The sequence below is a fragment of the Streptomyces sp. P9-2B-2 genome, assembly GCF_030406865.1.
Classification (GTDB): Bacteria; Actinomycetota; Actinomycetes; order Streptomycetales; family Streptomycetaceae; genus Streptomyces; species Streptomyces platensis.
Window position 1 is genome coordinate 3,894,142 of sequence record NZ_CP129126.1, and the last position, 23,587, is coordinate 3,917,728.

General features: G+C 71.4%; 23 protein-coding genes, 1 tRNA gene and 3 pseudogenes. 12 read left to right on the plus strand and 15 right to left on the minus strand.

The window, feature by feature from the left end:
- Positions 1–134: 134 nt before the first annotated feature.
- The 7 genes and pseudogenes from QT196_RS16835 to QT196_RS16865 form a co-directional block, all read right to left on the minus strand.
- Positions 135–425, minus strand: a complete 291-nt coding sequence (locus QT196_RS16835) for a DUF397 domain-containing protein (RefSeq protein ID WP_290355177.1) — start codon at positions 423–425, stop codon at positions 135–137.
- Positions 407–1,249 carry a helix-turn-helix transcriptional regulator gene (locus QT196_RS16840; protein ID WP_290355178.1) on the minus strand — a complete coding sequence of 281 codons (843 nt, stop codon included), beginning with the start codon at positions 1,247–1,249 and terminating at the stop codon, positions 407–409. Before QT196_RS16840 ends, QT196_RS16835 begins: the two co-directional genes overlap by 19 nt.
- A 170-nt stretch (positions 1,250–1,419) precedes the next feature.
- Positions 1,420–1,917: pseudogene (locus QT196_RS16845) on the minus strand (fructose-specific PTS transporter subunit EIIC); the annotation flags it as partial.
- Positions 1,845–2,165: a PTS sugar transporter subunit IIA gene (locus QT196_RS16850; protein WP_290355179.1), complete on the minus strand. Its 321-nt coding sequence runs from the start codon at positions 2,163–2,165 to the stop codon at positions 1,845–1,847. The pseudogene QT196_RS16845 and the gene QT196_RS16850, both read right to left, overlap by 73 nt.
- A 198-nt stretch (positions 2,166–2,363) precedes the next feature.
- Positions 2,364–3,311, minus strand: a complete 948-nt coding sequence (pfkB, locus tag QT196_RS16855) for a 1-phosphofructokinase (protein WP_290355180.1) — start codon at positions 3,309–3,311, stop codon at positions 2,364–2,366.
- Positions 3,308–4,090, minus strand: a complete 783-nt coding sequence (locus QT196_RS16860) for a DeoR/GlpR family DNA-binding transcription regulator (RefSeq protein WP_168483794.1) — start codon at positions 4,088–4,090, stop codon at positions 3,308–3,310. Before QT196_RS16860 ends, pfkB begins: the two co-directional genes overlap by 4 nt.
- A 232-nt stretch (positions 4,091–4,322) precedes the next feature.
- A complete protein-coding gene (locus QT196_RS16865) occupies positions 4,323–5,324 on the minus strand; it encodes a sigma-70 family RNA polymerase sigma factor (RefSeq protein WP_168479743.1) in 1,002 nt (333 codons plus the stop codon).
- Between the two features lie 185 nt (positions 5,325–5,509).
- Between QT196_RS16865 and QT196_RS16870 the strand changes: the two genes are divergently transcribed.
- The 3 genes from QT196_RS16870 (at position 5,510) to QT196_RS16880 (ending at position 7,389) form a co-directional block, all read left to right on the plus strand.
- Positions 5,510–6,109: a GNAT family N-acetyltransferase gene (locus tag QT196_RS16870; RefSeq protein ID WP_290355181.1), complete on the plus strand. Its 600-nt coding sequence runs from the start codon at positions 5,510–5,512 to the stop codon at positions 6,107–6,109.
- Positions 6,110–6,234: 125 nt separating this feature from the next.
- Positions 6,235–6,801, plus strand: coding sequence for a hypothetical protein (locus QT196_RS16875; RefSeq protein WP_290355182.1), 567 nt, complete (start codon positions 6,235–6,237; stop codon positions 6,799–6,801).
- Positions 6,802–6,852: 51 nt separating this feature from the next.
- Positions 6,853–7,389 (plus strand): PPOX class F420-dependent oxidoreductase, encoded by a 537-nt coding sequence (locus QT196_RS16880; protein ID WP_356948473.1) that lies wholly within the window; start codon positions 6,853–6,855, stop codon positions 7,387–7,389.
- Positions 7,390–7,457: 68 nt separating this feature from the next.
- Here the strand turns inward: QT196_RS16880 and QT196_RS16885 are convergent.
- Positions 7,458–7,647 (minus strand): annotated as a pseudogene (locus QT196_RS16885) (hypothetical protein); the annotation flags it as partial.
- A 198-nt stretch (positions 7,648–7,845) separates the two neighbouring features.
- Here QT196_RS16885 and QT196_RS16890 point away from each other — a divergent pair.
- On the plus strand, positions 7,846–8,895 hold the full coding sequence (locus QT196_RS16890; RefSeq protein ID WP_266738942.1) for a questin oxidase family protein: 1,050 nt from the start codon (positions 7,846–7,848) through the stop codon (positions 8,893–8,895).
- Between the two features lie 202 nt (positions 8,896–9,097).
- Entirely contained in the window at positions 9,098–9,595 is a 498-nt protein-coding gene (locus QT196_RS16895) for a MarR family transcriptional regulator (RefSeq protein WP_042156153.1), read from the plus strand.
- A 165-nt stretch (positions 9,596–9,760) separates the two neighbouring features.
- On the opposite strand, the gene QT196_RS16900 is transcribed toward QT196_RS16895, so the two are convergent.
- Together QT196_RS16900 and QT196_RS16905 are read right to left on the minus strand one after the other, a co-directional pair.
- Entirely contained in the window at positions 9,761–11,299 is a 1,539-nt protein-coding gene (locus QT196_RS16900; RefSeq protein WP_168479752.1) for an MFS transporter, read from the minus strand.
- 84 nt (positions 11,300–11,383) lie between these two features.
- Positions 11,384–12,046, minus strand: coding sequence for a TetR/AcrR family transcriptional regulator (locus QT196_RS16905; RefSeq protein ID WP_290355183.1), 663 nt, complete (start codon positions 12,044–12,046; stop codon positions 11,384–11,386).
- Between the two features lie 411 nt (positions 12,047–12,457).
- Between QT196_RS16905 and QT196_RS16910 the strand changes: the two genes are divergently transcribed.
- Entirely contained in the window at positions 12,458–13,705 is a 1,248-nt protein-coding gene (locus tag QT196_RS16910) for a M6 family metalloprotease domain-containing protein (protein WP_168479756.1), read from the plus strand.
- Between the two features lie 3 nt (positions 13,706–13,708).
- Here the strand turns inward: QT196_RS16910 and QT196_RS16915 are convergent, their stop codons facing one another.
- Positions 13,709–14,371 carry a TetR family transcriptional regulator gene (locus tag QT196_RS16915; protein ID WP_168479758.1) on the minus strand — a complete coding sequence of 221 codons (663 nt, stop codon included), beginning with the start codon at positions 14,369–14,371 and terminating at the stop codon, positions 13,709–13,711.
- Positions 14,372–14,474: 103 nt separating this feature from the next.
- Between QT196_RS16915 and QT196_RS16920 the strand changes: the two genes are divergently transcribed.
- The 3 genes from QT196_RS16920 to QT196_RS16930 all read left to right on the plus strand — a co-directional run bounded on the left by QT196_RS16920 (position 14,475) and on the right by QT196_RS16930 (position 15,243).
- On the plus strand, positions 14,475–14,639 hold the full coding sequence (locus tag QT196_RS16920; RefSeq protein ID WP_290355184.1) for a hypothetical protein: 165 nt from the start codon (positions 14,475–14,477) through the stop codon (positions 14,637–14,639).
- Positions 14,636–15,055 carry a hypothetical protein gene (locus QT196_RS16925; protein ID WP_290355185.1) on the plus strand — a complete coding sequence of 140 codons (420 nt, stop codon included), beginning with the start codon at positions 14,636–14,638 and terminating at the stop codon, positions 15,053–15,055. Before QT196_RS16920 ends, QT196_RS16925 begins: the two co-directional genes overlap by 4 nt.
- A 112-nt stretch (positions 15,056–15,167) precedes the next feature.
- Positions 15,168–15,243 (plus strand) — tRNA-Arg (locus QT196_RS16930).
- A gap of 163 nt (positions 15,244–15,406) precedes the next feature.
- Here the strand turns inward: QT196_RS16930 and QT196_RS16935 are convergent.
- Together QT196_RS16935 and QT196_RS16940 are read right to left on the minus strand one after the other, a co-directional pair.
- Entirely contained in the window at positions 15,407–16,822 is a 1,416-nt protein-coding gene (locus tag QT196_RS16935) for an amidase (RefSeq protein WP_168479762.1), read from the minus strand.
- Positions 16,823–16,947: 125 nt separating this feature from the next.
- Positions 16,948–17,471: pseudogene (locus QT196_RS16940) on the minus strand (response regulator transcription factor); the annotation flags it as partial.
- Positions 17,472–17,812: 341 nt separating this feature from the next.
- Here QT196_RS16940 and recQ point away from each other — a divergent pair.
- Both recQ and QT196_RS16950 read left to right on the plus strand, forming a co-directional pair.
- On the plus strand, positions 17,813–19,858 hold the full coding sequence (gene recQ / locus QT196_RS16945; RefSeq protein WP_290355186.1) for a DNA helicase RecQ: 2,046 nt from the start codon (positions 17,813–17,815) through the stop codon (positions 19,856–19,858).
- A gap of 400 nt (positions 19,859–20,258) precedes the next feature.
- Complete coding sequence (locus QT196_RS16950; protein WP_168479766.1) at positions 20,259–20,543, plus strand: hypothetical protein; 285 nt, start codon at positions 20,259–20,261, stop codon at positions 20,541–20,543.
- Between the two features lie 2 nt (positions 20,544–20,545).
- Here the strand turns inward: QT196_RS16950 and QT196_RS16955 are convergent, their stop codons facing one another.
- Entirely contained in the window at positions 20,546–21,382 is an 837-nt protein-coding gene (locus tag QT196_RS16955) for an isocitrate lyase/phosphoenolpyruvate mutase family protein (RefSeq protein WP_168479768.1), read from the minus strand.
- Between the two features lie 88 nt (positions 21,383–21,470).
- Between QT196_RS16955 and QT196_RS16960 the strand changes: the two genes are divergently transcribed.
- Positions 21,471–21,851, plus strand: a complete 381-nt coding sequence (locus QT196_RS16960) for a hypothetical protein (protein ID WP_290355187.1) — start codon at positions 21,471–21,473, stop codon at positions 21,849–21,851.
- Between the two features lie 137 nt (positions 21,852–21,988).
- Here the strand turns inward: QT196_RS16960 and QT196_RS16965 are convergent, their stop codons facing one another.
- Complete coding sequence (locus QT196_RS16965; protein WP_290355189.1) at positions 21,989–23,482, minus strand: glycosyltransferase family 39 protein; 1,494 nt, start codon at positions 23,480–23,482, stop codon at positions 21,989–21,991.
- Positions 23,483–23,587 lie beyond the last annotated feature (105 nt).

Consider the following 23,587-nt stretch of genomic DNA (forward strand, 5'->3'; position numbering starts at 1 on the left):
GGCCGTCGGCGGCTGGCCGGGGCAGTCCGTCAGCGGCTGCCCATCGGCCATCGCCACCGTGCCACGGCCCCCGTCGCGGGCGAGCGACGGGGGCCGGTCTGCGGGCCGGTCTTCTGGGACCGAGGGCGTGACGTTCAGGCGCCGGGAAGTGCGCCGTGCTTCACGGCGGTGACGAAGGATGCCCATGCGGGCGCCTCGAAGAGGAGGGCGGGGCCGTGGGGGTCCTTGCTGTCACGGACGGGGACGAGGGCGGGGAAGCCGTCGGCCACCTCGATGCAGTTGCCCCCGTCCTGGTTGCTGTGGCTGGACTTGCGCCAGGTGGCGGTGGCCAGGAGGTCGTCTGAGACCTCGATGCACTCGCCGCCGTCCGGGTTGCTGTACGTGCTCTTGCGCCAGGTGATGTTGCTCAGGTCGATGGCTCGCACGGCACTTCCTCCAACATCCGCATGACGAATTTCCGCGATTCGGCCGGGCTCATTGCCAGGTCACGCACCGCATCGTACGCGCGTTGCAGACGCTCAACAGAGCTGGTTTCCTCGATGAGTTCGCCACGGTGGGCGTTCTCCGTATAGGCAACCGTGCGGCCGTCCGGCAGTCGCAGAAACATCACAGCGGTACTGACCAAGCCGTGCGGGCCAGCGTCATGAGGGAGCACCTGAAGGGTGAGGTTCGGGCGCTCAGCCGCCTCTGCCAAGTGCGTAAGCTGCTTTCGCCACTCCTCGGCATCGTCCAACGGTGTTCGCAACACGGCCTCGGACAGGATGGTCCGGAAGGGTGGCGCATCGTCCCCCATGAGCAGCTTGCGGCGCCCCACGCGAGCTTCGACCTGCCGTGTCAGCTCTTCGCCTTTCGTGCCACCCACCACGAGTACGTCGTGTGCGTAACCTTCCGTCTGGAGCAGGCCAGGCAGAATGCTCACCGCGTAGTGACACAAGCTCAGCGCTTCCGCTTCCAAGGTCATATAGCGGCGGTACCGCTCCTTGAACTGCGTGGGATCGGCAGCCGCCAACTCCCACAGTGTCAGCAGCAACCTCGGCGTGCCGTAGTACTGGTCCAGCGCCTCGGCGACCTCGGGGCCGCCGATCGCCTGCCCGCTCTCCATCTTCCCAAACAACGACCAGTCCCACCCCAGCGCCTCGCCGAGCTGCCGGAGGCTGATGCCTTTCTCGGTGCGTAGTAATCGCAGCTCTTCTACGTAGCGCCGGCGCGGCTCCTGGCTCCGACCGGTGACCGCTCGCCTGGGCGGCATGGCGACCTCCTCCGTGGAAGGTGTGGAACTAACGGTGCGTGGCGCAGAAGTACCGCCTACAAGCGGCATTCGCGCCCAATTCCTGGCCCATTCCCGTAAGGGCCGGAATACGCACGGTAGTGGTCCGCCAGGGGCCCGGGCAGGGAAACGGCAGACAGAGGCGGCAGGGATCAGGCGGCGGCCGGAACCCCGGCCTCGTCGTCGGCCGGTGCGGGTGCCGGGTGGGTGGGGGACGGCTTGCGCAGGCCCTTGAGGAGGATGACGAGGGCCGTGCTGACGCCCGTGCCCGCGGCGATGGCGAGCAGGTAGAGGAAGGGCTGGCCGATCAGGGGGACGACGAAGATGCCGCCGTGCGGGGCGCGGAGGGTGCAGCCGAAGGCCATCGACAGGGCGCCGGTGACCGCGCCGCCGGCCATCGCGGAGGGGATGACGCGCAGCGGGTCGGCTGCGGCGAAGGGGATCGCGCCCTCGGTGATGAAGGAAGCCCCGAGCACCCAGGCCGCCTTGCCGTTCTCCCGTTCGGCCTTGGTGAAGAGCCGGCCCCGGACGGTCGTGGCCAGCGCCATCGCCAGCGGCGGGACCATCCCGGCTGCCATCACCGCGGCCATGACCTTGAGGCTGCCCTCGTTGGGGTTGGCGAGGCCGCCGACCGCGAAGGCGTACGCCACCCCGCGCTGCGTCCGAAGGCCAGCGTCGGTTCCGGGACGTGTGCGCTGCGGCAGTGCGGAATGCCGATCCCGCCGTCCAGGCCGGTCGGCATCTGGGCCTCGCGTGCGGCGACATCCGCGAGGAAGCCCTCCAGATCGGTGACGCGACCGGAGGCGGCCATCCGCTCGGCCAGGGACCGTGCGGCGGCTTGCTTCGTTTCTGCGGACAGGTCGAGGTCGACCAGTTCCGCGGTGATCAGCTCACTCATCACGGGCTCCCTTGCGCGCGGTACCGCCGCGGGGGCGGCGGGGACGGAACGGGGGGTGGCTGAGGCGGCGCCCGGTAGGTGCCGAGGGGGCGCAGGGGACCAGGAGTTCGCGAGGAACCAGGTGGTCCCAGGGGGGCGGAGGGTTCGGGACGACAGCAGAAGCAGCGGTCACCGCACCCGCGTCCCCCGCCACCCCCCTCACGGCACCGGCTCCGTCAGCAGGCGGTCGAACGGCATCGCGTCGGTGATGCGGACCGCGGAGGTGTCCAGGTCGGCGGGGGTCGGCATCTGGCTGCCGGGGAGCTGGACGGCGGCCGCGCCGTGGGCCAGGGCGACGGCCAGCGCCCGCGGGCCCGTACCGCCCGCGGTGAGGAAGCCCGCCAGTGAGGCGTCGCCCGCGCCGACATTGCTGCGGACGGCGGCGACCGGGGCGCTGCCGTAGTAGGCGCCTTCCTCGTCGACCAGGAGCTGGCCGTCGGCCCCCAGGGAGGCCAGTACGGCGCGGGCGCCCCAGGCGCGCAGTTCCTCGGCGGCCTTGACCACGTCGCCGAGGGTGGTGAGCGGGCGGCCGACGGCCTGGGCGAGCTCCTCGGCGTTCGGCTTGACGACGTCGGGGCGTTCGCGCAGCGCCGCGGTCAGCGAGGGGCCCGAGGTGTCCAGGGCGATCCGGGCGCCGACCCGGTGGGTGCGGGCGACCAGCTCCGCGTACCACTCGGGGGCCAGACCGCGCGGGAGGCTGCCGCAGCAGGCGATCCAGTCGGCGCCCACGGCCCGTTCGCCGACCGTGGCGAGCAGCTCCTGCGACTCCTCGGCGGACAGCTCGGGGCCGGTCGCGTTGATCTTGGTGAGGGTGCCGTCGGGTTCGGCGACGGAGATGTTGGAACGGGTCTGGCCGGCCACCGGCACCCCCGCCACCTCGATGCCCTCGGCGCTCAGCAGCCCGGCCAGCGCCCCGCCGGCGGGTCCGCCGACCGGGAGTACGGCGAGGGTGCGGTGTCCGGCGGCGGCGACCGCGCGCGAGACATTGACGCCCTTGCCGCCGGGGTCGATCCGGTCGCCGGTGGCCCGGAGCACGGCCCCGCGATCCAGCGCCGGGATCTCGTACGTACGGTCCAGGCTCGGGTTGGGGGTGACGGTGAGGATCATGCGCGTACTACTTCCGTGCCCGCGCGCTCGATGGCGAGGGCGTCGTCGGGGCTCAGACCGGTGTCGGTGATGAGCAGGTCCACGTCCGACAGCTCGCCGAAGCGGGCGAAGTGCTGCTGCCCGAACTTGGCGGAGTCGGCGAGGAGGACGACCCGGCGGGCGGCGGCGATCAGCGTCCGCTTGACGGCGGCCTCCGCGAGGTCGGGGGTGGTCAGGCCGCCGTCGGGGGAGAAGCCGTTGGTCGCGAGGAACAGCACATCTGCGTTGATCTCGCGGTAGGCACGCAACGCCCAGTCGTCGACCGCGGCCCGCGTACGGCGCCGGATGCGGCCGCCCACGAGGTGCAGGGTGAGCCCGGGGTGGTCGGCCAGCCGCGCGGCGACCGGCAGACCGTGGGTGACGACGGTCAGCTCGGCCTCCAGCGGGATCTCGGCGGCGAGCCGGGCGGCGGTGGTGCCGGCGTCCAGGATCACGCTCCCGGAGCTGCCGATGCCGCCTTCGCCGCCGGGGAGCTCGGCGAGCGCGGCCCGGGCGATGCGCTGCTTCTCGTCGGCGGCGACGGCGTCCCGTTCGGCGAGGTCGGGCTCGAAGTCCAGCCGGCCGGCGGGGATGGCTCCGCCGTGCACCCTGCGCACCAGTCCGGCCCGGTCCAGGGCCTTCAGATCGCGCCGCACGGTCTCGGCGGTGACCTGGAACTCCTCCGCGAGGGAGAGCACATCGACCCGGCCGCCCTCACGGGCGAGCCGCAGAATCTCCTGCTGGCGCTCCGGTGCGTACATCAGCGTGTGTCCGTTCATGCCCGAGCCTGTGGTTCCAGCGCGACACTACGCCCGGTTTTCTGCAAAGTAAACAGATCCGGGCGTCAGGCAGACTCAAACGGACATCGCGTCGGAGGCGGGTCGGCGCTGTCCGCGGCTCCGGACGCAACGGAGCCCCGGCGCCTCGAAGGGCGCCGGGGCTCGTCCGTCACAGACCGCGCCTCGGGTCTCGGCGGGCGCACCCGCGCGCTCGCTACGCGGCCGCGTCGAATCCCGTGTCGTGCGCCATCCGCTTCAGCTCCAGCAGCGCATGCTTCTCGATCTGGCGGATCCGCTCGCGGGTCAGGCCGTGCTGCTTGCCGACCTCGGTCAGCGTGCGCTCGCGGCCGTCATCGATGCCGTAGCGGGCCTTGATGATCGAGGCGGTGCGGTGGTCGAGGCGGTCGATCAGGTCCTCCAGCTCCTCGCTGCGCAGCAGCGTGAGCACGGACTGCTCGGGCGAGGCCGCGGAGGTGTCCTCCAGCAGATCGCCGAACTGGGTGTCGCCGTCGTCGTCCACCGACATGTTGAGGCTGACCGGGTCGCGCGCCCAGTCGAGTACGTCGGTGACACGGGCGGGCGTGGAGCCCAGCTCGCCGGCGACCTCCGCCGGCTCCGGGTCCCGGCCGTTCTCACGGTTGAACTCGCGCTGCACCCGGCGTATCCGGCCCAGCTCCTCGACGAGGTGCACGGGCAGCCGGATCGTGCGCGACTGGTCGGCGATGGAGCGGGTGATGGCCTGGCGGATCCACCACGTCGCATAGGTCGAGAACTTGAAGCCCTTGGCGTAGTCGAACTTCTCCACGGCACGCACCAGACCGGCGTTGCCCTCCTGGATCAGGTCCAGCAGGGGAAGCCCGGCGCGCGGGTAGCGGCGGGCGACGGCCACCACCAGGCGGAGGTTGGAACGGATGAAGACGTCCTTGGCCCGGGCACTCTCCTCGACCAGCGCGGCCAGCTCCTCGCGGCCGGCGCCTGCGGCATTGCCGTCGGTGACTTCGCCGTCCAGGATCTGCTGGGCGTAGACACCCGCCTCGATGGTCTGGGACAGCTCCACCTCCTTGGCCGCGTCGAGCAGTGGCGTACGCGCGATCTCGTCGAGGTACATGCCGACCAGGTCGCGGTCGGCGATCTCCCCGCCTACGGCGCGAACGCTCTTGGCCCCGTCAGAACCGCTGCGGCTTTCCTGACGGCGGGCGACGGCACGGGTTGCCATGCGTGTGCTCCCTTTGCGATGAGTCGGTCGCGGGACGGTGGGCGGGCCGGGTGGTGGCATCGAAACCGATGCTCGCCGCGTGGCCCGTCCGAAGGAAACAACGGCTGGAATCCGGACAGAATTCCCAGGAGGCCCCGCTATTTTTCTGATCATGCAGTACCCTGCGGCTCCATTTAGGAGGCCAGATGCTGCAACGACACGGGGAAGCGCAGGTCAGAGCGGGCACCGAAGCGGACCTGCCGGCCCTTACCGATCTTTACAACCACTTCATCCGTGAGACCTCCATCACGTTCGACCTGGAGCCCTTCACTCCGGACCAGCGCCGCCCGTGGCTGCTCTCCCACCCCAAAGACGGCCCGCACCGCCTTCTGGTTGCCCAAGAGGCGACAGAACGGACGAAAAACCCGCACAACGGTCCGGCGCACGGCCCCTCCGCAGGCTCGGCGGCCCCCGGGCCCGGACACCCCGTCGGTGCGCTGCTCGGCTACGCCACCAGCAGCGCGTTCCGCCCCAAGGCGGCCTACGCCCCGTCCGTCGAGGTGACCGTCTACTGCGCCCCGCGCGCCACCGGCCGCGGCATCGGCACGCTCCTGTACACGGCCCTGTTCGAGGCGCTGGCCGACGAGGACGTGCACCGCGCCTACGCCGGGATAGCCCAGCCGAACGAGGCCTCCCACCGCCTTCACACCCGCTTCGGCTTCCGGCACATCGGTACGTTCACGGAGGTGGGCCGCAAGTTCGACCGCTACTGGGACGTGGCCTGGTACCAGAAGGACCTCGGCTGAACCCGCCGGTCACCGGCTCCCCGCGCCGCCCCCGGCCCGGCCGCCCGCCGTTCCGGTTGCCGCGGGCGGCGCCCGGGTGTCGCCTGGACGGGAGGGGCAGCGGGGGAAACCGAGAGGAGCCCGCCATGGACCAGCACGCCCAGCGGCACGGCGCGAGGGCCGCCCGCTCCCACGGCACCGTCGAACCCGAACACGGCGCGACCACCGACGCCCCCGCGCTCCCGCGGGCCTCGGGGATGGCCGGCATGAAGGAGCGGGCCAGGCACATCCCGGCGACGGTGACGCTGCCGATCATCACGGCGCTCGCCTTCGGCTGCTTCATCATCTTCCGCACGCACACCGCCGGCATCAAGGGCGGCCCGGCCATGCTGTACGGGCTGGCCGGGGCGGTGGTGTCGGGCGTACTGGGCCTGCTGGTGGCCCACTTCCAGTCGACCCTGATCACCGAGACCCGGGCGGCCGCCTACGGTGCGCTCTTCGGCTGCTCGATGGGCTGGGTCTACAGCCTCGGCGGCGAAGCCATCCTGAAGTCGTGCGCCTTCGGCCTCACCATGGGCGCCGTGATGTTCGTCGCCTCCCTGTACATCTTCCGCACCCACCGCACCCGCGAGCCCCACGGCCTCCACCGGCCGCACGAGCACCACCGTCACCGGGGCGACCGGGCCCACCGCCTGCCGGTGGCCACCCACTGAAGGGGCCCGCCCCTTGACCTCAATTGCACTTGAGGTCCTAGCGTCAGCGATATGACGACGCCCTCCCACGGCTCGACGCCGCACACCCCCGACACCTCGGCACCGAACACCCCGGCACCGGCCGCCGCCGCCCCGCCCGCCGCGACGGCGTCCGCCCCCGGTACCACCGGGAAGGTCTTCACTCCCACGGAGCGCGCCTACCTCGCCGGTCAGCCGCTGGCCCGGCTGGCGACCGTAGGGCCGGACGGCGGGCCCCAGGTACGCCCGGTCGGCTTCGTGCTGAACGACGACGACACCCTCGACATCGGCGGGCCCGCACTGCGGCGCAGCCAGAAGTACCGCAACGCCCAGGCCCGCCCCGAAGTCTCCCTGCTCATCGACGACATGGCCCCGGCCGACGACCCGGTCGCGCCCGGCTGGGGCCGCGGCGTGGAGATCCGCGGCCGCGCCGAACTACTGACCCTCGACGCGCCGCCGATGGCCCCCGACTTCTTCAGCAACGACGTGATCCGCGTCCACCCGCGCCGCGTCATCAGCTGGCACCTCGCACCGGACGACGGCCGCTCCGGGGCCCGCGACGTCCGCTGAGCCCAGCCCCCGCCCCCTCGCTCCCCCTGCTGCGCCGGGTCGTTGGAGGTCCGCCGGATGGTGCGCGGCCCCGGATTGGCATGCAGCGAGAACCGGGGGTCGCGCCGCAGATCGGCCACCTTGCGCGAGCCGGTCATCATCCCCAGCCACAGTTCCCCGTGGCGGAAGTCCGCCTTCCAGACCGGTGAGCCGCGGTGCGCCGTCCTTCGCGGGACACAGGAGCCGGAACGCGGGCTCGGAACACGGGACTCGGGGCACCGGGCTCGGGACACCGGACCCGGAACACCACCGCACCGCGCCGCAGGCGCACGCCCCCCTCCCCCCGCGACCGCCCTCAGCAGCAGTCTTACGACCGGCGCCGTAAGCCGTCGAGGCCGGTGGCGTAGGCCGCGAAGACCACCGGTGTAGGCCGGAAGCCCGTTACGGGACGCCTTCACGCCGACCTAGCCTCGGGCCATGGAGACGACGAACGGCACCCTCGACGAAGCCCTGTTACGACTGCACACCGCCGGCCCCGAGTTCGGGGGCTATCTGAGCAACCACGGTCCGATGGCCGTCGAAGCCATGGTCCGCAACGGCCAGGCCCGGACCGTCCACCGCTGGCTCGACACCTACGCGCAGAGGCTGGAGGACGTACCGGTTCCCCGCGCCCGTATCACCGACGCCAACTGGCAGCAGGCGCTGGGCGATCCGGGCCGGGTCACCGACTGGACCGGCTACTTCACCGAGCAGATCGCCGAGCACCCCTGGCGCGAGCTCCTCGCCGCGTGGTGGCCGCGGCTGCTGCCCGGTATCGCCGGCGCCGCCACCCACCCCGTGATCCGCGTGGGTCATGCCGTACGCAGCCTGCTGACGGAGGGGGAGGACGAGGCACGGATCGCGGAGCTCGCGCACGCCCTCGGCTACTGGGCCGCCCGCCATCTGCTCCTGCCCACCACGGTGCGCCCCCGGGGCAGCGCCACCCCGGCCGAGGCCCTGGCCGCCCTCCCCCGTATCACCGAGCGGGACCTGACGCCCCTGAACGGCTACGCCCAACTCCCGCACCTCTCCGGCTGGTTGAGCACCACCGAATCGCTGCACGTCCCCGAGGACCCCGAAGCCGCACGCGAGGGCCTGACCGCGCTCGTACGGGCCGCCACCCTCAACTACGCGGACCACGGCCACGGTGACGCGATCCTGCTGGTGCACGCCGCCACCGCGCCGAACGCGGTGCTGCGCACCCTGCCCGCGCTCCCCCGGGAGCTGTGGACCAGCTCGTTCGCGGTGGCCTGGACGGCGGCCTCCGCTCTCACCGCGCTCTACGCCGCGGACACCCCGCGCCCGGCACCGGGCGCCGAGGGGCTCACGCCCGAGGAGGTCTTCGCGCGGGCGGTCACCCACGGCGACGCGCATGCGATCAAGTTCGCCGACACCGCTCTGGACGTCGCAGCCACCTCCGAGGACGGCGACACCCGCGCCCTGTCGGCCGCCGTGAACGCCCTGGCGCTGATCGACAAGGCCGGCTGACGGTCGCAGCACAGGTGCCGCCAGATCGTGGGCCGCCCGTTACGGACATCACCGCCTCACAGCGTCACACTGGGCAGTGGTGGTGCGGATGACCGCGGCATCGACAGGACCATATACTTGAAGTTTCAAGTGTCAGGATTTGGGCATAATTCGACGTTGTTAAAACTTAAATAACTCTCCGAGTGGTGAGAGAGTGGATGGTATGAGCAACGAACCCGCAGCCGAGCCACGCTGGCTCAGCGACGAGGAGCAATTCGCTTGGCAGTGCTACCTCCACGCCACCACGCTCCTGGAGGACCACCTCGACCGCCAGCTGCAACGGGACGCGGGAATGCCGCACGTCTATTACGGCCTGCTCGTCCAGCTCTCCCGGGCACCGCGGCGCCGGATGCGGATGACCGAGCTGGCTCAGAACGCCAAGATCACCCGCTCCCGGCTCTCGCATGCGGTCGCGCGCCTGGAGAAGAACGGCTGGGTACGGCGCGAGAACTGCCCGTCCGACAAGCGGGGCCAGAACGCCCTTCTCACGGATGAGGGGATGCGGGTCCTGGAGAAGGCCGCCCCCGGACATGTCGCCGCCGTACGCTCCGCGATCTTCGACCGCCTCTCCCCGGAGCAGGTCGGCCAACTCGCCGAGATATGCCAAGTGATGACCGAAGGACTGCAACCGAAAGGCGCCGACCTCCCCTGGCTGCGCTGACGGATCAGCGGAACCGGGAGAGGCCGACGCCTGGGTGAGCGTGGGGCGGCCGGGGCAGGTCGCGCGGCGGGCGGAGAAGCCACGGCCGGGCCCGGCCCCCCGCCCGGCGCCGTACGGTCCAGTCCCCGGCCCGAGGCCGTTGCGGTCCGGCCCGTAACCGCCCCCTCAGTGCGCCATGACCGGCACCTGGAGTTCGCCCTCACCCTCCGACGAGCCCAGGACCGTGCTCTCGCCCTCGGCCGAGGAAGCCGCCGGCGAACCGGCACCCGGCCGCCCGGTGTTGATGAAGGTGAAGGCGATCACGCCGGCCAGGGCCAGGATGCCGACCGCCCACCAGATGGCGGTGCTGTAGCCGTGCACCATCGACTGGAGCTTGAGCAGGTCGGCCGAGCGGGCACCGGCCGCGTGCGAGGTGGCATAGGCGGTGGTGGCGCTGGCCGCGATGGTGTTCAGCAGGGCCGTACCGATCGCGCCGCCGACCTGCTGCGAGGTGTTGACCATGGCGGAGGCGACACCGGCGTCGCGCGGCTGGACACCGTGCGTGGCCAGCGACATGGCCGGCATGAACGCCGTACCCATGCCCAGGCCCATCAGCAGGAAGCCGGGCAGGATCAGCGCCGGGTAGGACGTGTCCAGGTCGATCTGGGTCAGCACCAGCATGCCGAGCGCGGCGACCGTGAAACCGGGCGCCATCAGCAGCCGCGGCCGGACGCGGGTCATCAGCCGGGCGCCGATCTGCGTGGAGCCGGTGACCATGCCGACGATCATCGGGAGGAAGGCCAGACCGGTGGTGACCGGCGTGTAGCCCTTCACGATCTGGAGGTAGTAGGTCAGGAAGAGGAAGAGACCGAACATGCCGATCACGGCCAGGCCCAGCGAGGCGTAGACACCGGCGCGGTTCCGGTCGGTGAGCACCCGCAGCGGCAGCAGCGGGGCCTTCACCCTGGCCTCGACCAGCACGAACGCCAGCAGCAGCACGGCCGCCGCGGCGAACAGGCCGAGGGTCGGGCCGGCCAGCCAGCCGTCCGACTCGGCGCGGGTGAACCCGTAGACCAGCGAGACCAGGCCGAGGGTGGCCAGGATGACGCCGGGGATGTCCAGCCGGGACGGGTTACGGCTCCCGGCCGGCTCACGGATGACCAGGTAGGCACCGGTCGCGGCGACCACGGCGAACGGGATGTTGACGAAGAAGGTCCAGCGCCAGTTCATGTACTCGGTCAGCACCCCGCCGAGGATCAGCCCCACGGCGCCGCCGCCACCGGCGATCGCGCCGAAGATGCCGAACGCCTTGGCCCGCTCCTTGGCCTCGGTGAAGGTCACCGCGAGCAGCGACAGCGCGGCCGGCGCCAGCAGCGCACCGAAGACACCCTGGAGGGCACGCGCGCCGAGCAGCATCTCCTGGTTGGCCGCGGCCCCGCCGAGCGCGGAGGCGACCGCGAAGCCGACGAGCCCGATGATGAAGGTCCGCTTCCGTCCCCACAGGTCGGCGACGCGCCCGCCGAAGAGCAGCAGCCCACCGAAGGCCAGTGCGTAGGCGGTGATCACCCACTGCCGGTTGGCGTCGGTGATACCGAGGTCCTGCTGGGCGGAGGGCAGCGCGATGTTCACGATGGTCGCGTCGAGCACGACCATCAGCTGGGCGAGAGCGATGAATATCAGCGCTTTCCAGCGCCGGGGATCGACGGACGGGACGGTTTCAGGCATGGCGGGATCCACCTACTGGTGCAGTGAGCGAAAGGGAGCGAAGACGGGACGGGGGTGACGGTCGGCGGTGCAGGGCCCGCCGGTTTACGAACGGCGCCTCAAGTCATCCAAAGTGGCGGCGGCGCCGGGAAGTTCGGAGCGGGCGGGGGCCTGGAGACCGTCCAGGAACAGTTGCAGATGCCGGTGCACGAACTGGTCGAAGTTCGCACAGCGGCTGCCCGGCAGCGGCCGGGTGAGCTGGGTGAGCGCGACCATCAGATCACCGACGGCGATGTCGGTGCGCAGCTGACCGCTGTCGCGGGCGGCGGCCATGACGGCCTCGACGCCCGCCTCCAGACGATCCCGTGCGGCGCACAGATCGGGGTGGTCGCGGTCGACGCCGTCGGCGAGCAGCGGGCACAACGCCCCGATCCGCTCCTCCACCGCGGCGCGGACGAAGCGCCTCAGCGCCTGGAAGGCATCGGACTCCTCGGCGAGGGCGCTCTCCGCGCGGTCCGCGGTACGGGACATGACGGACAGCGTGACGTGGTGGATCAACTCCAGGCGATCCGCGAAGTGACGATAGAGCGTCGCATTGCCGACACCCGCGCGCCGGGCGATCTCATCGAGCGGGACCTCGGCCCCGAACTCGACCATCGTCTCGCGGGCGGCCGCGATGATCCGCTCCCGGTTGCGCAGCGCATCGGCCCGCAGCCGGGGCTGCTGCTCCTGCTCCCCGGACTTCACGCATGCGGCGACGGCGGTCACGGCAGCTCACTCCCCTCATCTGTCGGTGCCTCTCGGCGGCCGGCCCGGGTGCGGTCTCGACGACCCGCACGAACCGGGGACCGGCTCCCCGTTTCACCCGGACGCCTGGTTAAACGGGGACACCGTCCCCGGATATTTCACGGGCGCACGTGACCTGAACCACACCCTTGCCGGCCGCGTCCGCCCCAGCCGTGGGGCCCGCCCTTGCCGGCCGCGTCCGCCCCAGCCGTGGGGCCAGCCCTTCTCGTCGCGTCCGCCCTTGCCCCGGCGCCGCGCTCCGCTCACACCGGGCCGACCCCGGAGTCCCTCCCGGGCGCGACCACGTGCCGCGCACCCCACCCCACCCCGCCATGACTCCAGTTGACGTAATCCCGCGCGCGAGCGATCACCCGCCGACCCAAGGTGATCGGTATGAAGCACAAGGTATCCGCGGTCCTGGCCGCCGGCGCGGCCACCGCCGCCGCGGCGATAGCCCTGGGCTCACCGCCCAGCGCCGTGGCCATACCCTCGGTGCCCGGCGCCCCGCCGCGCGGCCCGTGTGCGCTGCGCGGCATCAGCGACGACGTCGCCGAATCCGCCGGGACCCCCGCCGGTTTCTCCCGCTCGTCCGGCGTCGTGGAGGCCCTCACCCTCTTCATCGACTTCCCGGACGCCCACGCCACGATGTCCCCCGGCGACCGCTTCGCCGAGTTCTTCCCGGCCGCGACGGACTACTTCCGCACCAGCTCGTACGGCAGGCTGACCTACCGCCCCAGGCCGCTGCTCCGGTGGATCCGTATGTCCCGGCCGGTCGCGGCGTACGGCATCCAGCGCGGCGCCGGCTTCGACCCGGCCTCGGACGGCGGCTACCACGCCCTCTCCCGGGAAGTCGTACGCGCCGTCGACCCCCTCGTCGACTTCCGCGACTACGACGTCATCAACATCATCGCCACCCCCAACGCGGGGCCGCCCGCCACCCGTACGGTCCTTTCGGTCACCTTCAGCGGTGGCGACATGGGGCTGCGGACCGCCGACGGGGTGCCGTTCCGGAACGCGTCGTTCATCTGGAGCCGGCAATCCGGGCTGAGCGCCTTCCGTGTCCTCAACCACGAGAACGCCCACAGCTTCGGCCTGCCCGACCTCTACTTCACGGACGGCCGCGACGCCCCGCCCCCCGCGGGGCACTGGGACCCGATGGACGAGGACTGGGGGCCGAGCAATGACTTCGTCGGCTGGCACAAGTGGAAACTCGGCTGGCTCTCCGCCGATCAGGTGCACTGCGTCCCGCATCGCGGGACACCCGGCGAACACACCCTCACCCCGGTCTCCGCCCGCGGCGGCACAAAGATCGTCGTCATCCCGACGTCCCCGCACACCGCCCTGGTGGCCGAGGCCCGCACCCGCGGCCTGCTGGACCCGACGGTCTGCCGCCCCGGCGTCCTCATCTACCGCGTCGCCACCCACGTCCCCTCGGGCCGCGGCCCCCTCCGCATCGTGGACGCCACCCCGCACAGCGGCGGCTGCTACCGCGACAACAAATACGTCGACCCGGAACTGACCGACGCCACCTTCCGCCCCGGCGACACCTACACCGACCGCACCACCGGCGCAGCCATCACGGTCCTGACCGAAAACCCGGACGGCACCTACCGCGTACGGGTAACCCCGGCACGCGCCTAACGCCTACCCCGCGCCCTCCTCTCCCTTCCCCCTCCCCTCCGCCAGCCAGTGCCGCCGTCCGACGCTGATCAGCCGCAGCTGACGCCGCGCCACCCGTACGACCTGCTCGGCCGCCCCCTCCGCACCGTCCGCCTCGGCATCCAGCAGCGCCGCAGCCGTCGTCACCAACCGGTCCACATACAGCTCGGCCAGCATCCGCACATCATCATCGCGCCAGCCCTCCGACACCGGCTGGGACTTGAGCGCCGCCGCGACCTCCTCCGCGAACCGGTCCAGCTCCCCCGCGATGGCCAGCCGCACATCCCGCACCCCGCCATGCCGCTCGCGCGCCACGAACCGGATGTGCAGCGGATGGTGCCGCACATGCTGCTGCACGACCGCGACCGTACGGTCGATCCGCTCCTCGGCCCCGTCCTGCTCCGCGAGGATCGCCCGCACCATCACATGCAGACTCCCCAACGCCTCCTCGACCAGGGCGACGCCCAGCTCCCCCATGTCCCGGAAGTGCCGGTAGAACGCGGTCGGGGCGACCCCCACCACCCGCGTGACCTCCCGCAACCCCAGGCTGCTCAGGCTCTGCTCCTCCAGCAGCCCGAGCGCCGCGTCGAGCAACGCCTGACGGGTCTTCTGTTTCTGGGCCTGCCGGACTCCAAGACTGTGACTCATGTCATCCAGTAAACAACCGTTCTCCGAACTACTCCACCCGGCGGCGGTCGTAGACTGGAGGAACTGAGTGAACAACTGTCCTCTGGAATCGGAAAGGAAGATCATGCTCTTCCTCGTCGCAGCCCTCCTCCTGATGGGGATCCTGCTGGGCACCGCGGCACACCTCCCCGTCCCGGTCACCCTCGTCGCGGCCGCCGCCATCGCCGGCTGGCTGCTCGTCTTCTTCCTCCGCGAACGCCGCCACAACAACGAGGTGACCTCCCGATGACCACGCTCAGCGAAGCCCTCCGGCCAACAACTCCGGCCCAGCCGGCCCAGCCGAACCGGGCCACCAAGCCTGCTGAGGCCGCCAAGCCGTCCCAGGCCGCCGCCGACGCGACCCAGACCGCCGAGCCGGCCCGGACTGCCGACCCGACTCAGGCCGCCGACCCGGCCACCTCCCCCCTCCGCCGCCACGCGGACGGCATGGCCGTGGCCTCCTTCATCCTCGGCCTGCTCGGCACCCTGGTCCTCAACCTCCTCCTCGGCCCCTGCGCCCTGGTCCTCGGCACCCTGGCCCTGACCCGCGGCACCACCCGCCGCGGCCGCGCCCTCCTCGGCCTCACCCTCGGCGCCACCGACCTCCTGCTCCTCGCCCTCCTCGCCACCACGGACGGCACAGTCAGCTGGCACATCGGCGGCTGACCCCGCGACGGTGGGCGCCCCCACCCCCGGGCCACGCCCACCACCCCCTATCCCCCCACACAAGCGATCTCCAACGAACGCATCAGCTACGCTGTCAGGGGTCCAATCCCATGCCTCCGTAGCTCAGGGGATAGAGCACCGCTCTCCTAAAGCGGGTGTCGCAGGTTCGAATCCTGCCGGGGGCACCAGCGCGAAGGGCACCTACGGATTTCCGTAGGTGCCCTTTCGGCATCCAGGTCCGGCATCAACGGCGAACTCGTCGACGCGGTGCCGGCCGGACGGCGGCCGGACAAGTGAGCATGAAGCCCCGTCAACCCTCCTTGCCTGGCCGACCAGCTGATGGCGCGGGGTTCACAGGGCCGGGTGTCGTTCGCGGACCGGGCTGGCGGACTCCAGTAGGGCGCCGAGGTGGAGCAGCGCGTCCTCGGCGTACCACTTGGTCACGAGCTGCACGCCGATCGGCAGTCCCTCGGGGCTTGCACCGAAGGGGACGGAGAGTGCCGGCAGGCCGGTCAGGTTGAAGGGAACGGTGGCGCGCATGACGTTCCAGGCGGGCACCGTCTCCCCGTCGACGACGTACTCGGTCTGGCCGTGCGGGGGTGCGGGCATGGTCACGACCGGGCACAGGAGTGCGTCGTAGCGTTCGAAGTACGCCGAGAACGCCGACTTGAGTGCTTCGACGGTGCGCTGCGCCGTCACGTAATCGCCCAGCGGGACGTCCGGCAGCGACAGTGTGTGCTGGAGCACCGCGTGCAGCTCGTCCTCCCGGCCCGCCGTGTGCTCCTTGAAGTACGGCAGGATCTCCGGCAGGAAGAGAGTGGCGCTCAGTTGCGTGCAGTCGCAGGCCTCCAGCTCCGGCACGCGCACTTCCTCCACGTCGCAGCCGGCGTCAGCGAGCGCTTCCGCGGCGGCGGTCACGGTCGCCGCCACCGCGGGGTCCACCGGGCCGAAGCCGGGCTGCACCAGCCACCCGACCCGCAAGCCCTCCCGCGCGGCCGGAGCCTCTGCGGACCCGGCGGCGACCGGGACGTCCACGGCATAGCCGTCCAGTCCATCGGGGCCGGCGAGTACCGCGTAGGCCGCCTCGATGTCCCGGACGCTGCGGGCCATCGGGCCCACATGCCAGTAGCGGCGCAGGATGTCCGGCCAGTGGCCGGTGAAGGGGATCCGGCCGTGGGTCGCCTTGAGCGCGACGATGCCGGTGTAGTGGGCCGGTCCGCGCATCGAGATCGCGACGTCGCTGCCGAGGCCGATCGGCGACAGCCCCGCTGCGATGGCCGCCGACTCCCCGCCGCTCGACCCACCGGGGGTGCGCTCCGGGTCCCAGGGGTTGAGGGAGCGGCCGGAGAGGAGGTTGTCGCTCTCCGTCCAGTAGGAGAACTCCGGCAGGTTGGTCTTCCCGATCGGGATCGCGCCGGCCGCCCGGAAGCGGGCCACCGTGGTTGCGTCCCGGTCCGGGACGTGTGCGGCGAACAGGTGCGAGCCACGCATGGTGCGGACGCCGGCCGAATCGAGCGAGTCCTTGATGGTGAACGGGACGCCGTGCAGCGGTCCCAGCGGCCTGTTGTGGGAGACCGCCTCCCGTGCCGCCTTCGCAGCGTCGAGGGCCTGTTCGGCGGTCACCGTCACGACGGCGTTGAGCTTCGGATTGACCTCCTCGATCCGGTCGAGGTGCGCCTGGACGACCTCCAGCGGGGAGAGCTCCCGCGTCCGGATCCGAGCGGCCAGATCGGTGGCATCCAGGAAGCAGATATCGGTCGATGTCATCGGCGATCACCACACGGCACCATGAACAACGGAACTCCCTCACCTTGCTTCGAACGTACGTACGATCAGGCTACCCGGGGGTGGGTGATCTGATCGGCAGACGTGCGCCGGAGGGGACGGCGAGGTTATGAGGCCGGTGGGGTGAGGCCTGTATGCCAGGCCCATGCGGCGATTTCGACGCGATTGCGGAGTTTCAGCTTCGCCTGGATGTTGGCGAGATGGGTCTTCGCGGTGCCCGGTGAGATGACGAGCCCGGTGGCGATTTCCTGGTTGGTCAAACCTCGGGCCACCAGGCGGGCTATGTCGCGTTCGCGGTCCGTGAGGGCATCCGGGCCGGGACCGGGGTGGGGGTGCGAGGGCGCGTCGGTGGGGAGAGTTGGCAGAGGAGTCGCACGGTGATCTGGGGGCTGATCAGGGCGTCGCCCGCCATGGCCGCACGGACGCCCTCGATCAGCAGGTTCGGGCCGGAGCGTTTGAGCAGGAAGCCGCAGGCGGCGTTGTGCAGGGCGGTGTGGACGTAGTCGTCGAGGTCGAAGGTGGTGACGACGACGACCTTGGTCGGCAGTGTGGACTCGGGTCCGGCGAGCAGGCGGGTGAGTTCCAGGCCGCCGAGGCGGGGCATGCGGATGTCCGCCAGGACGACGTCCGGCTCCGTTCGCCGCGGTGACGAAGGGCGGCTTCAAGGTCAGGCATGCGGAGCTGCCACCGCTGCCGGCGGGGTGGGGGAAGCGGGCCGACGGGGCCGGGTCCCGATGACGACGCCCGGGGTGCGCCCGCTCGTACCCCGCCGTGCCGAAGGGCGTGGCGGCCTGGGTGATAAACCGTCTCCTCTCTGCCGCTGCTCTCTGCCTCTGCCGGCCTGGGGACAGCGTCTGGGGCGGGTGACGGTGGCGTATCGGCGTCGGCGCCGCCGGGCGGATGACGGCGCCGGACGGTGTGAGTTATCCACAGGGTCGACGGGGACCCCCGCGAAGCTCGTAGGCTTTCGGAATGGCTCTGGCGGACGTGGAAGTGGTCGTGGACATGGATGTGGAAGGCGCTTCGGACGCAAGCGAGGCGGTGCAGGTGCTGCGCCGGGTGTTCGGGTATGACGCGTTCCGCGGCAGCCAGCAGGAGATCATCGAGCACGTCATAGGGGGCGGGGACGCGGTCGTCCTGATGCCTACCGGTGGCGGCAAATCGCTCTGCTATCAGATTCCCTCGCTGGTCAGAAGCGGTGTGGGGATCGTGATCTCGCCGCTGATCGCGTTGATGCAGGACCAGGTCGACGCCTTGCGGGCGCTCGGCGTGCGGGCCGGGTTCCTGAATTCGACGCAGGACCTGGAGGAGCGCCGGCTCGTCGAGGCCGAGTTCCTGGCCGGTGAGCTGGATCTGCTGTATCTGGCGCCCGAGCGGCTGCGGGTCGAGCAGACGCTGAATCTGCTCGACCGCGGGAAGATCTCCCTCTTCGCGATCGACGAGGCGCACTGTGTCGCCCAGTGGGGCCATGACTTCCGGCCGGACTATCTGGCGCTGTCGATGCTGCACGAGCGGTGGCCCGAGGTGCCGCGGATCGCGCTGACCGCCACCGCGACCGACGCCACGCATACGGAGATCACCTCCCGGCTGCGGATGGCGGACGCCCGGCATTTCGTGGCGAGCTTCGACCGGCCGAACATCCAGTACCGGATCGCGTCGAAGAGCGAACCGAAGAAGCAGTTGCTGGAGCTGCTGCGGAACGAGCATGTCGGAGACGCCGGGATCATCTACTGCCTGTCGCGGGCGTCGGTGGAGAAGACCGCGCAGTTCCTGGTGGACAACGGCATCGCGGCGGTGCCGTATCACGCGGGGCTCGATGCGCGGACGCGCGCCGAGCACCAGGGCCGGTTCCTGCGGGAGGACGGGCTGGTCGTGGTCGCCACGATCGCGTTCGGGATGGGCATCGACAAGCCGGATGTCCGGTTCGTGGCCCACCTGGATCTGCCGAAGTCCGTCGAGGGCTATTACCAGGAGACGGGGCGCGCCGGTCGGGACGGGCAGCCGTCGACGGCCTGGCTGGCGTACGGGCTCCAGGATGTGGTGCAGCAGCGGAAGATGATCGACGGGTCGGAGGGCGACGAGGCGCACCGGCGGCGGCTGTCGGCCCATCTCGACGCGATGCTGGCGCTCTGCGAGACGGTGCAGTGCCGGCGGGTGCGGCTGCTGGCCTACTTCGGGCAGGAGAGCAGCGCCTGCGGCAACTGCGATACGTGCCTGGCTCCGCCGCAGACCTGGGACGGCACGGTGCCCGCGCAGAAAATGCTGTCCACGGTCGTACGGCTCCAGCGTGAGCGCGGGCAGAAGTTCGGCGCGGGCCAGATCATCGACATCCTGATGGGGAAGAAGACCGCCAAGGTCATCCAGTTCGACCACGACGGACTGAGCGTCTTCGGCGTGGGCGCCGACCTCCGGGAAGCCGAATGGCGGGGCGTCGTACGGCAGTTGCTGGCGCAGGGGCTGCTCGCCGTCGAGGGTGATTACGGCACGCTGGTGCTCACGGAAGCGAGCGGCGAGGTGCTGGGCGGCCGTCGTGAGGTGCCGATGCGGCGGGAGCCGGAGAAGGCGGCGCGGGCGGCCAAGGCGAAGACGAAGGGCAAGCGTGCGGCGCCGGCGGACCTGCCGGAGGCGGCGCTGCCGGCCTTCGAGGCGCTGCGCGGCTGGCGGGGCCGCACGGCCAAGGAGCAGGGCGTGCCCGCGTACGTGATCTTCCACGATGCGACGCTGCGGGAGATCGCCACGCTCGGGCCGACGACGATGGACGAACTGGGCACGGTCAGCGGCGTCGGCGAGAACAAGCTCGCGAAGTACGGCCAGCCGATCCTGGATGTGCTGGCCGGGCGGGAGACTCCGGAGGGCGCGGGCGAAGGCGCGGGGGCGGACGTGCGCGTAGCCGCCAGTGCCGGTGCTAGTGCCAGTGCCAGTGCCGCGAAGGTGGCTGGGGCGGCCGAGGAGCATCACGCCGCACCGGAGCCCGAGGACGAGGAGCTGCCGGAGCCGCCGGACGACATCGATTGGTGAGCTGGAGGGAGGGTGTCGTAGCGGCCGGAGGGGTGAGAGCGGCTGGGGTGCCGGGGTGGGCGGACGGCTGGGCTCGGCCCGGTGACGGCCGGGGGGCGCTCGGCTCGGTGAGGGTCGGCGGCTCGGCTCGGTGAGCTGATCAAGGTGGCCGGCTGATGAACGGCGACGGCTGAGTTCGGTGACGGCCCAGGCCAGGCCATGCAGGGCGACCGGAGGGGGAATTCGGTGGATTTGGACCGTCCTGCGCGGGCGTTCCTTCACACGACCGATCCCAGAGATCTTGGTGACTGTTACACAACGGATGGGTCGCCGTTAAGGACGCTCCGTAGCGTGCTGATTCTCATCGCGTTCTTTATCGCATCCCTACGGCGGCCCGAGCCGCCCACGACGAGGAGTACCCATGCGGGCCCAGCACCGCTCCGTGATCCGTACCGCCACCGTCGCGACCGGTGCGCTGGCCGTGCTGCTGCTCCCCACGGGCATCGCCTTCGCGGCCGAGCCGAGCGCGCACGCGGAGAGCCGGACCTCGATCATGCTGCCCGACGACGGGCTGGCCGGACTGGCGGAGAAGGCCGGCCAGCTGCCCAAGGCGGGCCTGATCGGTGGCGCCGGTGCGCTGGGCGTGGCCGCGACGGCCCTCACCGTCCACCGCCGACGCCACGGAAGCCGCGGCCGGCAGGCCTGAACCTACTCCTCCTCCCCCACCAGCCGCTGCACCTCCGCGTAGCCCAGGATCTCGCCGGCCGTCCCGGCCGCTTCCGTTGGCTGCCGGCCCGTGCGGATGGCGTCCGCCGCCGTGAGAGTGGCCTGGAGGGCGGTCCGGAAGAGCAGGGAGCCGGTGCTGATGCGGCGTACGCCGAGCTCCGCCAGACGACTGACGGTGTGCCGGCCGGGAGCGAAGAGGATGTTCAGCGGGGCCGGGATCCCAGCGACCAGAGTCGAGATGCCCTCGTCGGCGACGACGCCCGGTACGAAGACGCCGTCCGCGCCCGCGGCCAGATAGGTCTCGGCGCGCGAGAGCGTCACAGAGAGGGGCGGCGGACTGTCCGCCAGCCAGTGGGTGTCGATCCTGGCGTTGAGGAACAAGCCCGGTGCCCGTTCCTTCACCGCGCTGATCAATTCGGCCTGCTGCACCGGATCCTTCAGCCCCTCGCCGCCGGGCAGCCCGTCCTCCAGGTTCAGCCCGGCCGCCCCCGCCGCCGCCAACTCGGCGGCCAGGTCCCCCACTTGGCCGGCGTCGCCGCCGAATCCACCCTCCACGTCGACCGTGTAGGGGCAGGCCAGCCGACCGTTGAGCCGCAGCGCGAGCGCGACCGTGGCGTCCCGGACCTCGGCGAGCCCGCGCCCGTCCTGACAGCCGTGGGCCGCGGCGACGCCCAGGCTCGTGGTGCCGACTGCCGCGTACCCGGCCCCGGCGAGTGCGACCGCCGAGATGACGTCCCAGGCGTTGGGCAGCAGCAGCGGCTGATCGGCGTGGTGCAGCGCGTGGAAGTGGAAGGTGGCGTACTCCGGGGAGGTGCTCATATGGGCACCGTAGGCCGGAGTCCCTTCGGTAGGGGTCGAAGACTCGCGGCGGACGATGCAGTCATGACCACTCCGGCGTACAGCCACCGTGCGCCACCGCCCGTCCGCCCGCGGAATCGCGACCCACCGCCCGGCCCGTGGCCTCGGCTCCTCGATGGCCGCCCGGGATGGCCGCCCGGTACGCGCCCTCGGCTCCCTCACCGCCGCCGGCCCGTGCCCTCAGCCCCCTCCCGCCGCCCGGCCCGTGCCCTCCCCGCCGGCCTCCGGCGTCGGCCATGTCACCCGCTTCGAGATCGAGGCGGACTTCGCCGCGCGCTATCCGGTGCGGCAGGCAGGCGGCGAGACGATCCTCGAACTGTGGGTCCCCGCCGAGGAGCTGGCGGAGTTCAACCGGCACATCGTCGGGCGCATCGAGCTGGTCCGCAGCTTCCGGCCGGTTCAGGGGGAGTCATCGCAGGACAGGGAATGACCAGGCAGGGAGCAACCGGCAGGGAGTGACCGAGCGGCGAAGGCCGGACGGGGAATGACCGGGCAGCGAACGGCAACGCAGGGGATGCCGGGCGGGGACCAGCACCCTCCCCCGGCTCCAGGACCCGGCGCCCCCGCCTACCGCCCCCCATCTACACCACACGCCCCCGCCCGCCCATACACCGTGACCCTGGCCCCCCGGACCTCCCTGATGCCGCAGATTTCGAAGGCGGCGCGCAACGTGGACCGCTTGGCGATTTCCTGGTCGCTGTCGTCGGCCGGCTGGCCGTCCGGGTCCCCGGCGACGACGATCCGGCGGGCGGTCAGCATCCGCTCGCGGATCTCATCGCCGGAGCGCTCGGTGCCGTAGAGGGTGTGCGAGGCCAACGGGCTCTTGGCGAGCGCGAGATCGTGCAGCCCGCGGAACTCGTGCGGCAGGGTCGCGCGCCAGATCCGCCGCCGGGACGGCACGAACAGCAGCCCGTCGCCGGGCAGGGCCATCGCGCGTACGGCGTGCGCGACCGCGGTGACATCGTCGACCCGGCTGTCCGGGCTGCGCAGATGGACATTCACCGGCAGCAGCGCCGCCGGCAGCAGCGCCACCGCCGTCGCCCGCCGCAGCCGCCGGCCACGGGTCTGCCCCCGCTCGCCGGCCGGCCGCAGCAGCCGCGCCAGCGCGGCGCCCGCGAGCAACGCGAACCCGACGACGTAGTAGAGGACATAGCGGTCCACATATGCCGGCTCGACATGGGAGAGCAGCAGCAGGAGGAGGGTGGGCAGAAGCAGCAGCGGGACACCGAGGGCCCGCAGCCCGATGGGGCCGCGCGAGCGGATCCGGACGCGGGCGCAGGCGATGCCGAGGACGGCGAGCACGGCGAACGTCAGCAGCTGGAGGGGGTCCGGCCACATGAGCCAGCTGATCTGGGCCGACTGCCGGGTGCTGAACACCGCGAGCGGCGCCAGACCGGCGAGGACAGTGGCCGAGGCGAGCAGCCAGGCGCGCAGTACGCGGCGGGGCAGCCGCGCCAGGACCACCGCGGCTCCGTGTGCAGGCAGCGCCAGACACGCGAACTCATGCAGCAGGCAAGCGGCCAGCATCAGCGCCGTATAGCCGGCCCACAGGCCTCTGCTCGGCCGGGACGCGGCCGACACCAGCACATACGTGGCCCAGACGACCAGCGCGCAGACCATCGCGTACGAGCGGCCCTCCTGCGCGTACTGCTGGACGACCGGGATCAGCGCGAAGGTGAAGCCCGCCAGCAGCCCCGCCCGCCGGCCGACCAGGCGCTGCCCCAGTAGAGCGACCCCGGCGGCAGCGACCGTCATCGCCACTACGGACGGCAGCCGCAGACCGACCGCATCGCCGAAAGTGCCGCGGAGGGTGGCGTCATAGCCGGCGAACCAGAGGTGCATCAGCAGGTAATACAGGCCGTGCACGACATCGACATGCTGAAGCGTGTGCCACAGGTCGGTCAGGCCGCGGTGTGCCATGTCGTAGGTGACCGCCTCGTCCCGCCATATGGCGTCCTGGCGGCGGATCCCCCACGCCCCCAGAAACAGCATCAGCCCCGCGGGCATCAGCACCACCGCGCCCTGCGCCACCCAGGTACCGCGGGCGGCGACGGCGGACACATACGTCTTCTGCGCTTGCGCTACGTCGATGACGGACTCCGGTCACGTACGGAACGGACGAAACAGACGAACGGTCAGACGAACGGGTCAAACGAACGGGTCAGT

Excerpts from the sequence above, each read along its gene's own strand:
- QT196_RS16955 (WP_168479768.1), bottom strand. The coding sequence starts at position 21,382 with ATGAGCACCTCCCCGGAGTACGCCACCTTCCACTTCCACGCGCTGCAC.
- QT196_RS16925 (WP_290355185.1), top strand. The coding sequence starts at position 14,636 with ATGACCACGCTCAGCGAAGCCCTCCGGCCAACAACTCCGGCCCAGCCG.
- QT196_RS16915 (WP_168479758.1), bottom strand. The coding sequence starts at position 14,371 with ATGAGTCACAGTCTTGGAGTCCGGCAGGCCCAGAAACAGAAGACCCGT.
- QT196_RS16935 (WP_168479762.1), bottom strand. The coding sequence starts at position 16,822 with ATGACATCGACCGATATCTGCTTCCTGGATGCCACCGATCTGGCCGCT.
- QT196_RS16875 (WP_290355182.1), top strand. The coding sequence starts at position 6,235 with ATGGACCAGCACGCCCAGCGGCACGGCGCGAGGGCCGCCCGCTCCCAC.
- QT196_RS16850 (WP_290355179.1), bottom strand. The coding sequence starts at position 2,165 with ATGAGTGAGCTGATCACCGCGGAACTGGTCGACCTCGACCTGTCCGCA.
- recQ (WP_290355186.1), top strand. The coding sequence starts at position 17,813 with ATGGCTCTGGCGGACGTGGAAGTGGTCGTGGACATGGATGTGGAAGGC.
- QT196_RS16900 (WP_168479752.1), bottom strand. The coding sequence starts at position 11,299 with ATGCCTGAAACCGTCCCGTCCGTCGATCCCCGGCGCTGGAAAGCGCTG.
- QT196_RS16895 (WP_042156153.1), top strand. The coding sequence starts at position 9,098 with ATGAGCAACGAACCCGCAGCCGAGCCACGCTGGCTCAGCGACGAGGAG.
- QT196_RS16890 (WP_266738942.1), top strand. The coding sequence starts at position 7,846 with ATGGAGACGACGAACGGCACCCTCGACGAAGCCCTGTTACGACTGCAC.
- QT196_RS16920 (WP_290355184.1), top strand. The coding sequence starts at position 14,475 with ATGCTCTTCCTCGTCGCAGCCCTCCTCCTGATGGGGATCCTGCTGGGC.
- QT196_RS16865 (WP_168479743.1), bottom strand. The coding sequence starts at position 5,324 with ATGGCAACCCGTGCCGTCGCCCGCCGTCAGGAAAGCCGCAGCGGTTCT.
- QT196_RS16910 (WP_168479756.1), top strand. The coding sequence starts at position 12,458 with ATGAAGCACAAGGTATCCGCGGTCCTGGCCGCCGGCGCGGCCACCGCC.
- QT196_RS16840 (WP_290355178.1), bottom strand. The coding sequence starts at position 1,249 with ATGCCGCCCAGGCGAGCGGTCACCGGTCGGAGCCAGGAGCCGCGCCGG.
- QT196_RS16950 (WP_168479766.1), top strand. The coding sequence starts at position 20,259 with ATGCGGGCCCAGCACCGCTCCGTGATCCGTACCGCCACCGTCGCGACC.
- QT196_RS16870 (WP_290355181.1), top strand. The coding sequence starts at position 5,510 with ATGCTGCAACGACACGGGGAAGCGCAGGTCAGAGCGGGCACCGAAGCG.
- QT196_RS16880 (WP_356948473.1), top strand. The coding sequence starts at position 6,853 with ATGACGACGCCCTCCCACGGCTCGACGCCGCACACCCCCGACACCTCG.
- QT196_RS16860 (WP_168483794.1), bottom strand. The coding sequence starts at position 4,090 with ATGTACGCACCGGAGCGCCAGCAGGAGATTCTGCGGCTCGCCCGTGAG.
- pfkB (WP_290355180.1), bottom strand. The coding sequence starts at position 3,311 with ATGATCCTCACCGTCACCCCCAACCCGAGCCTGGACCGTACGTACGAG.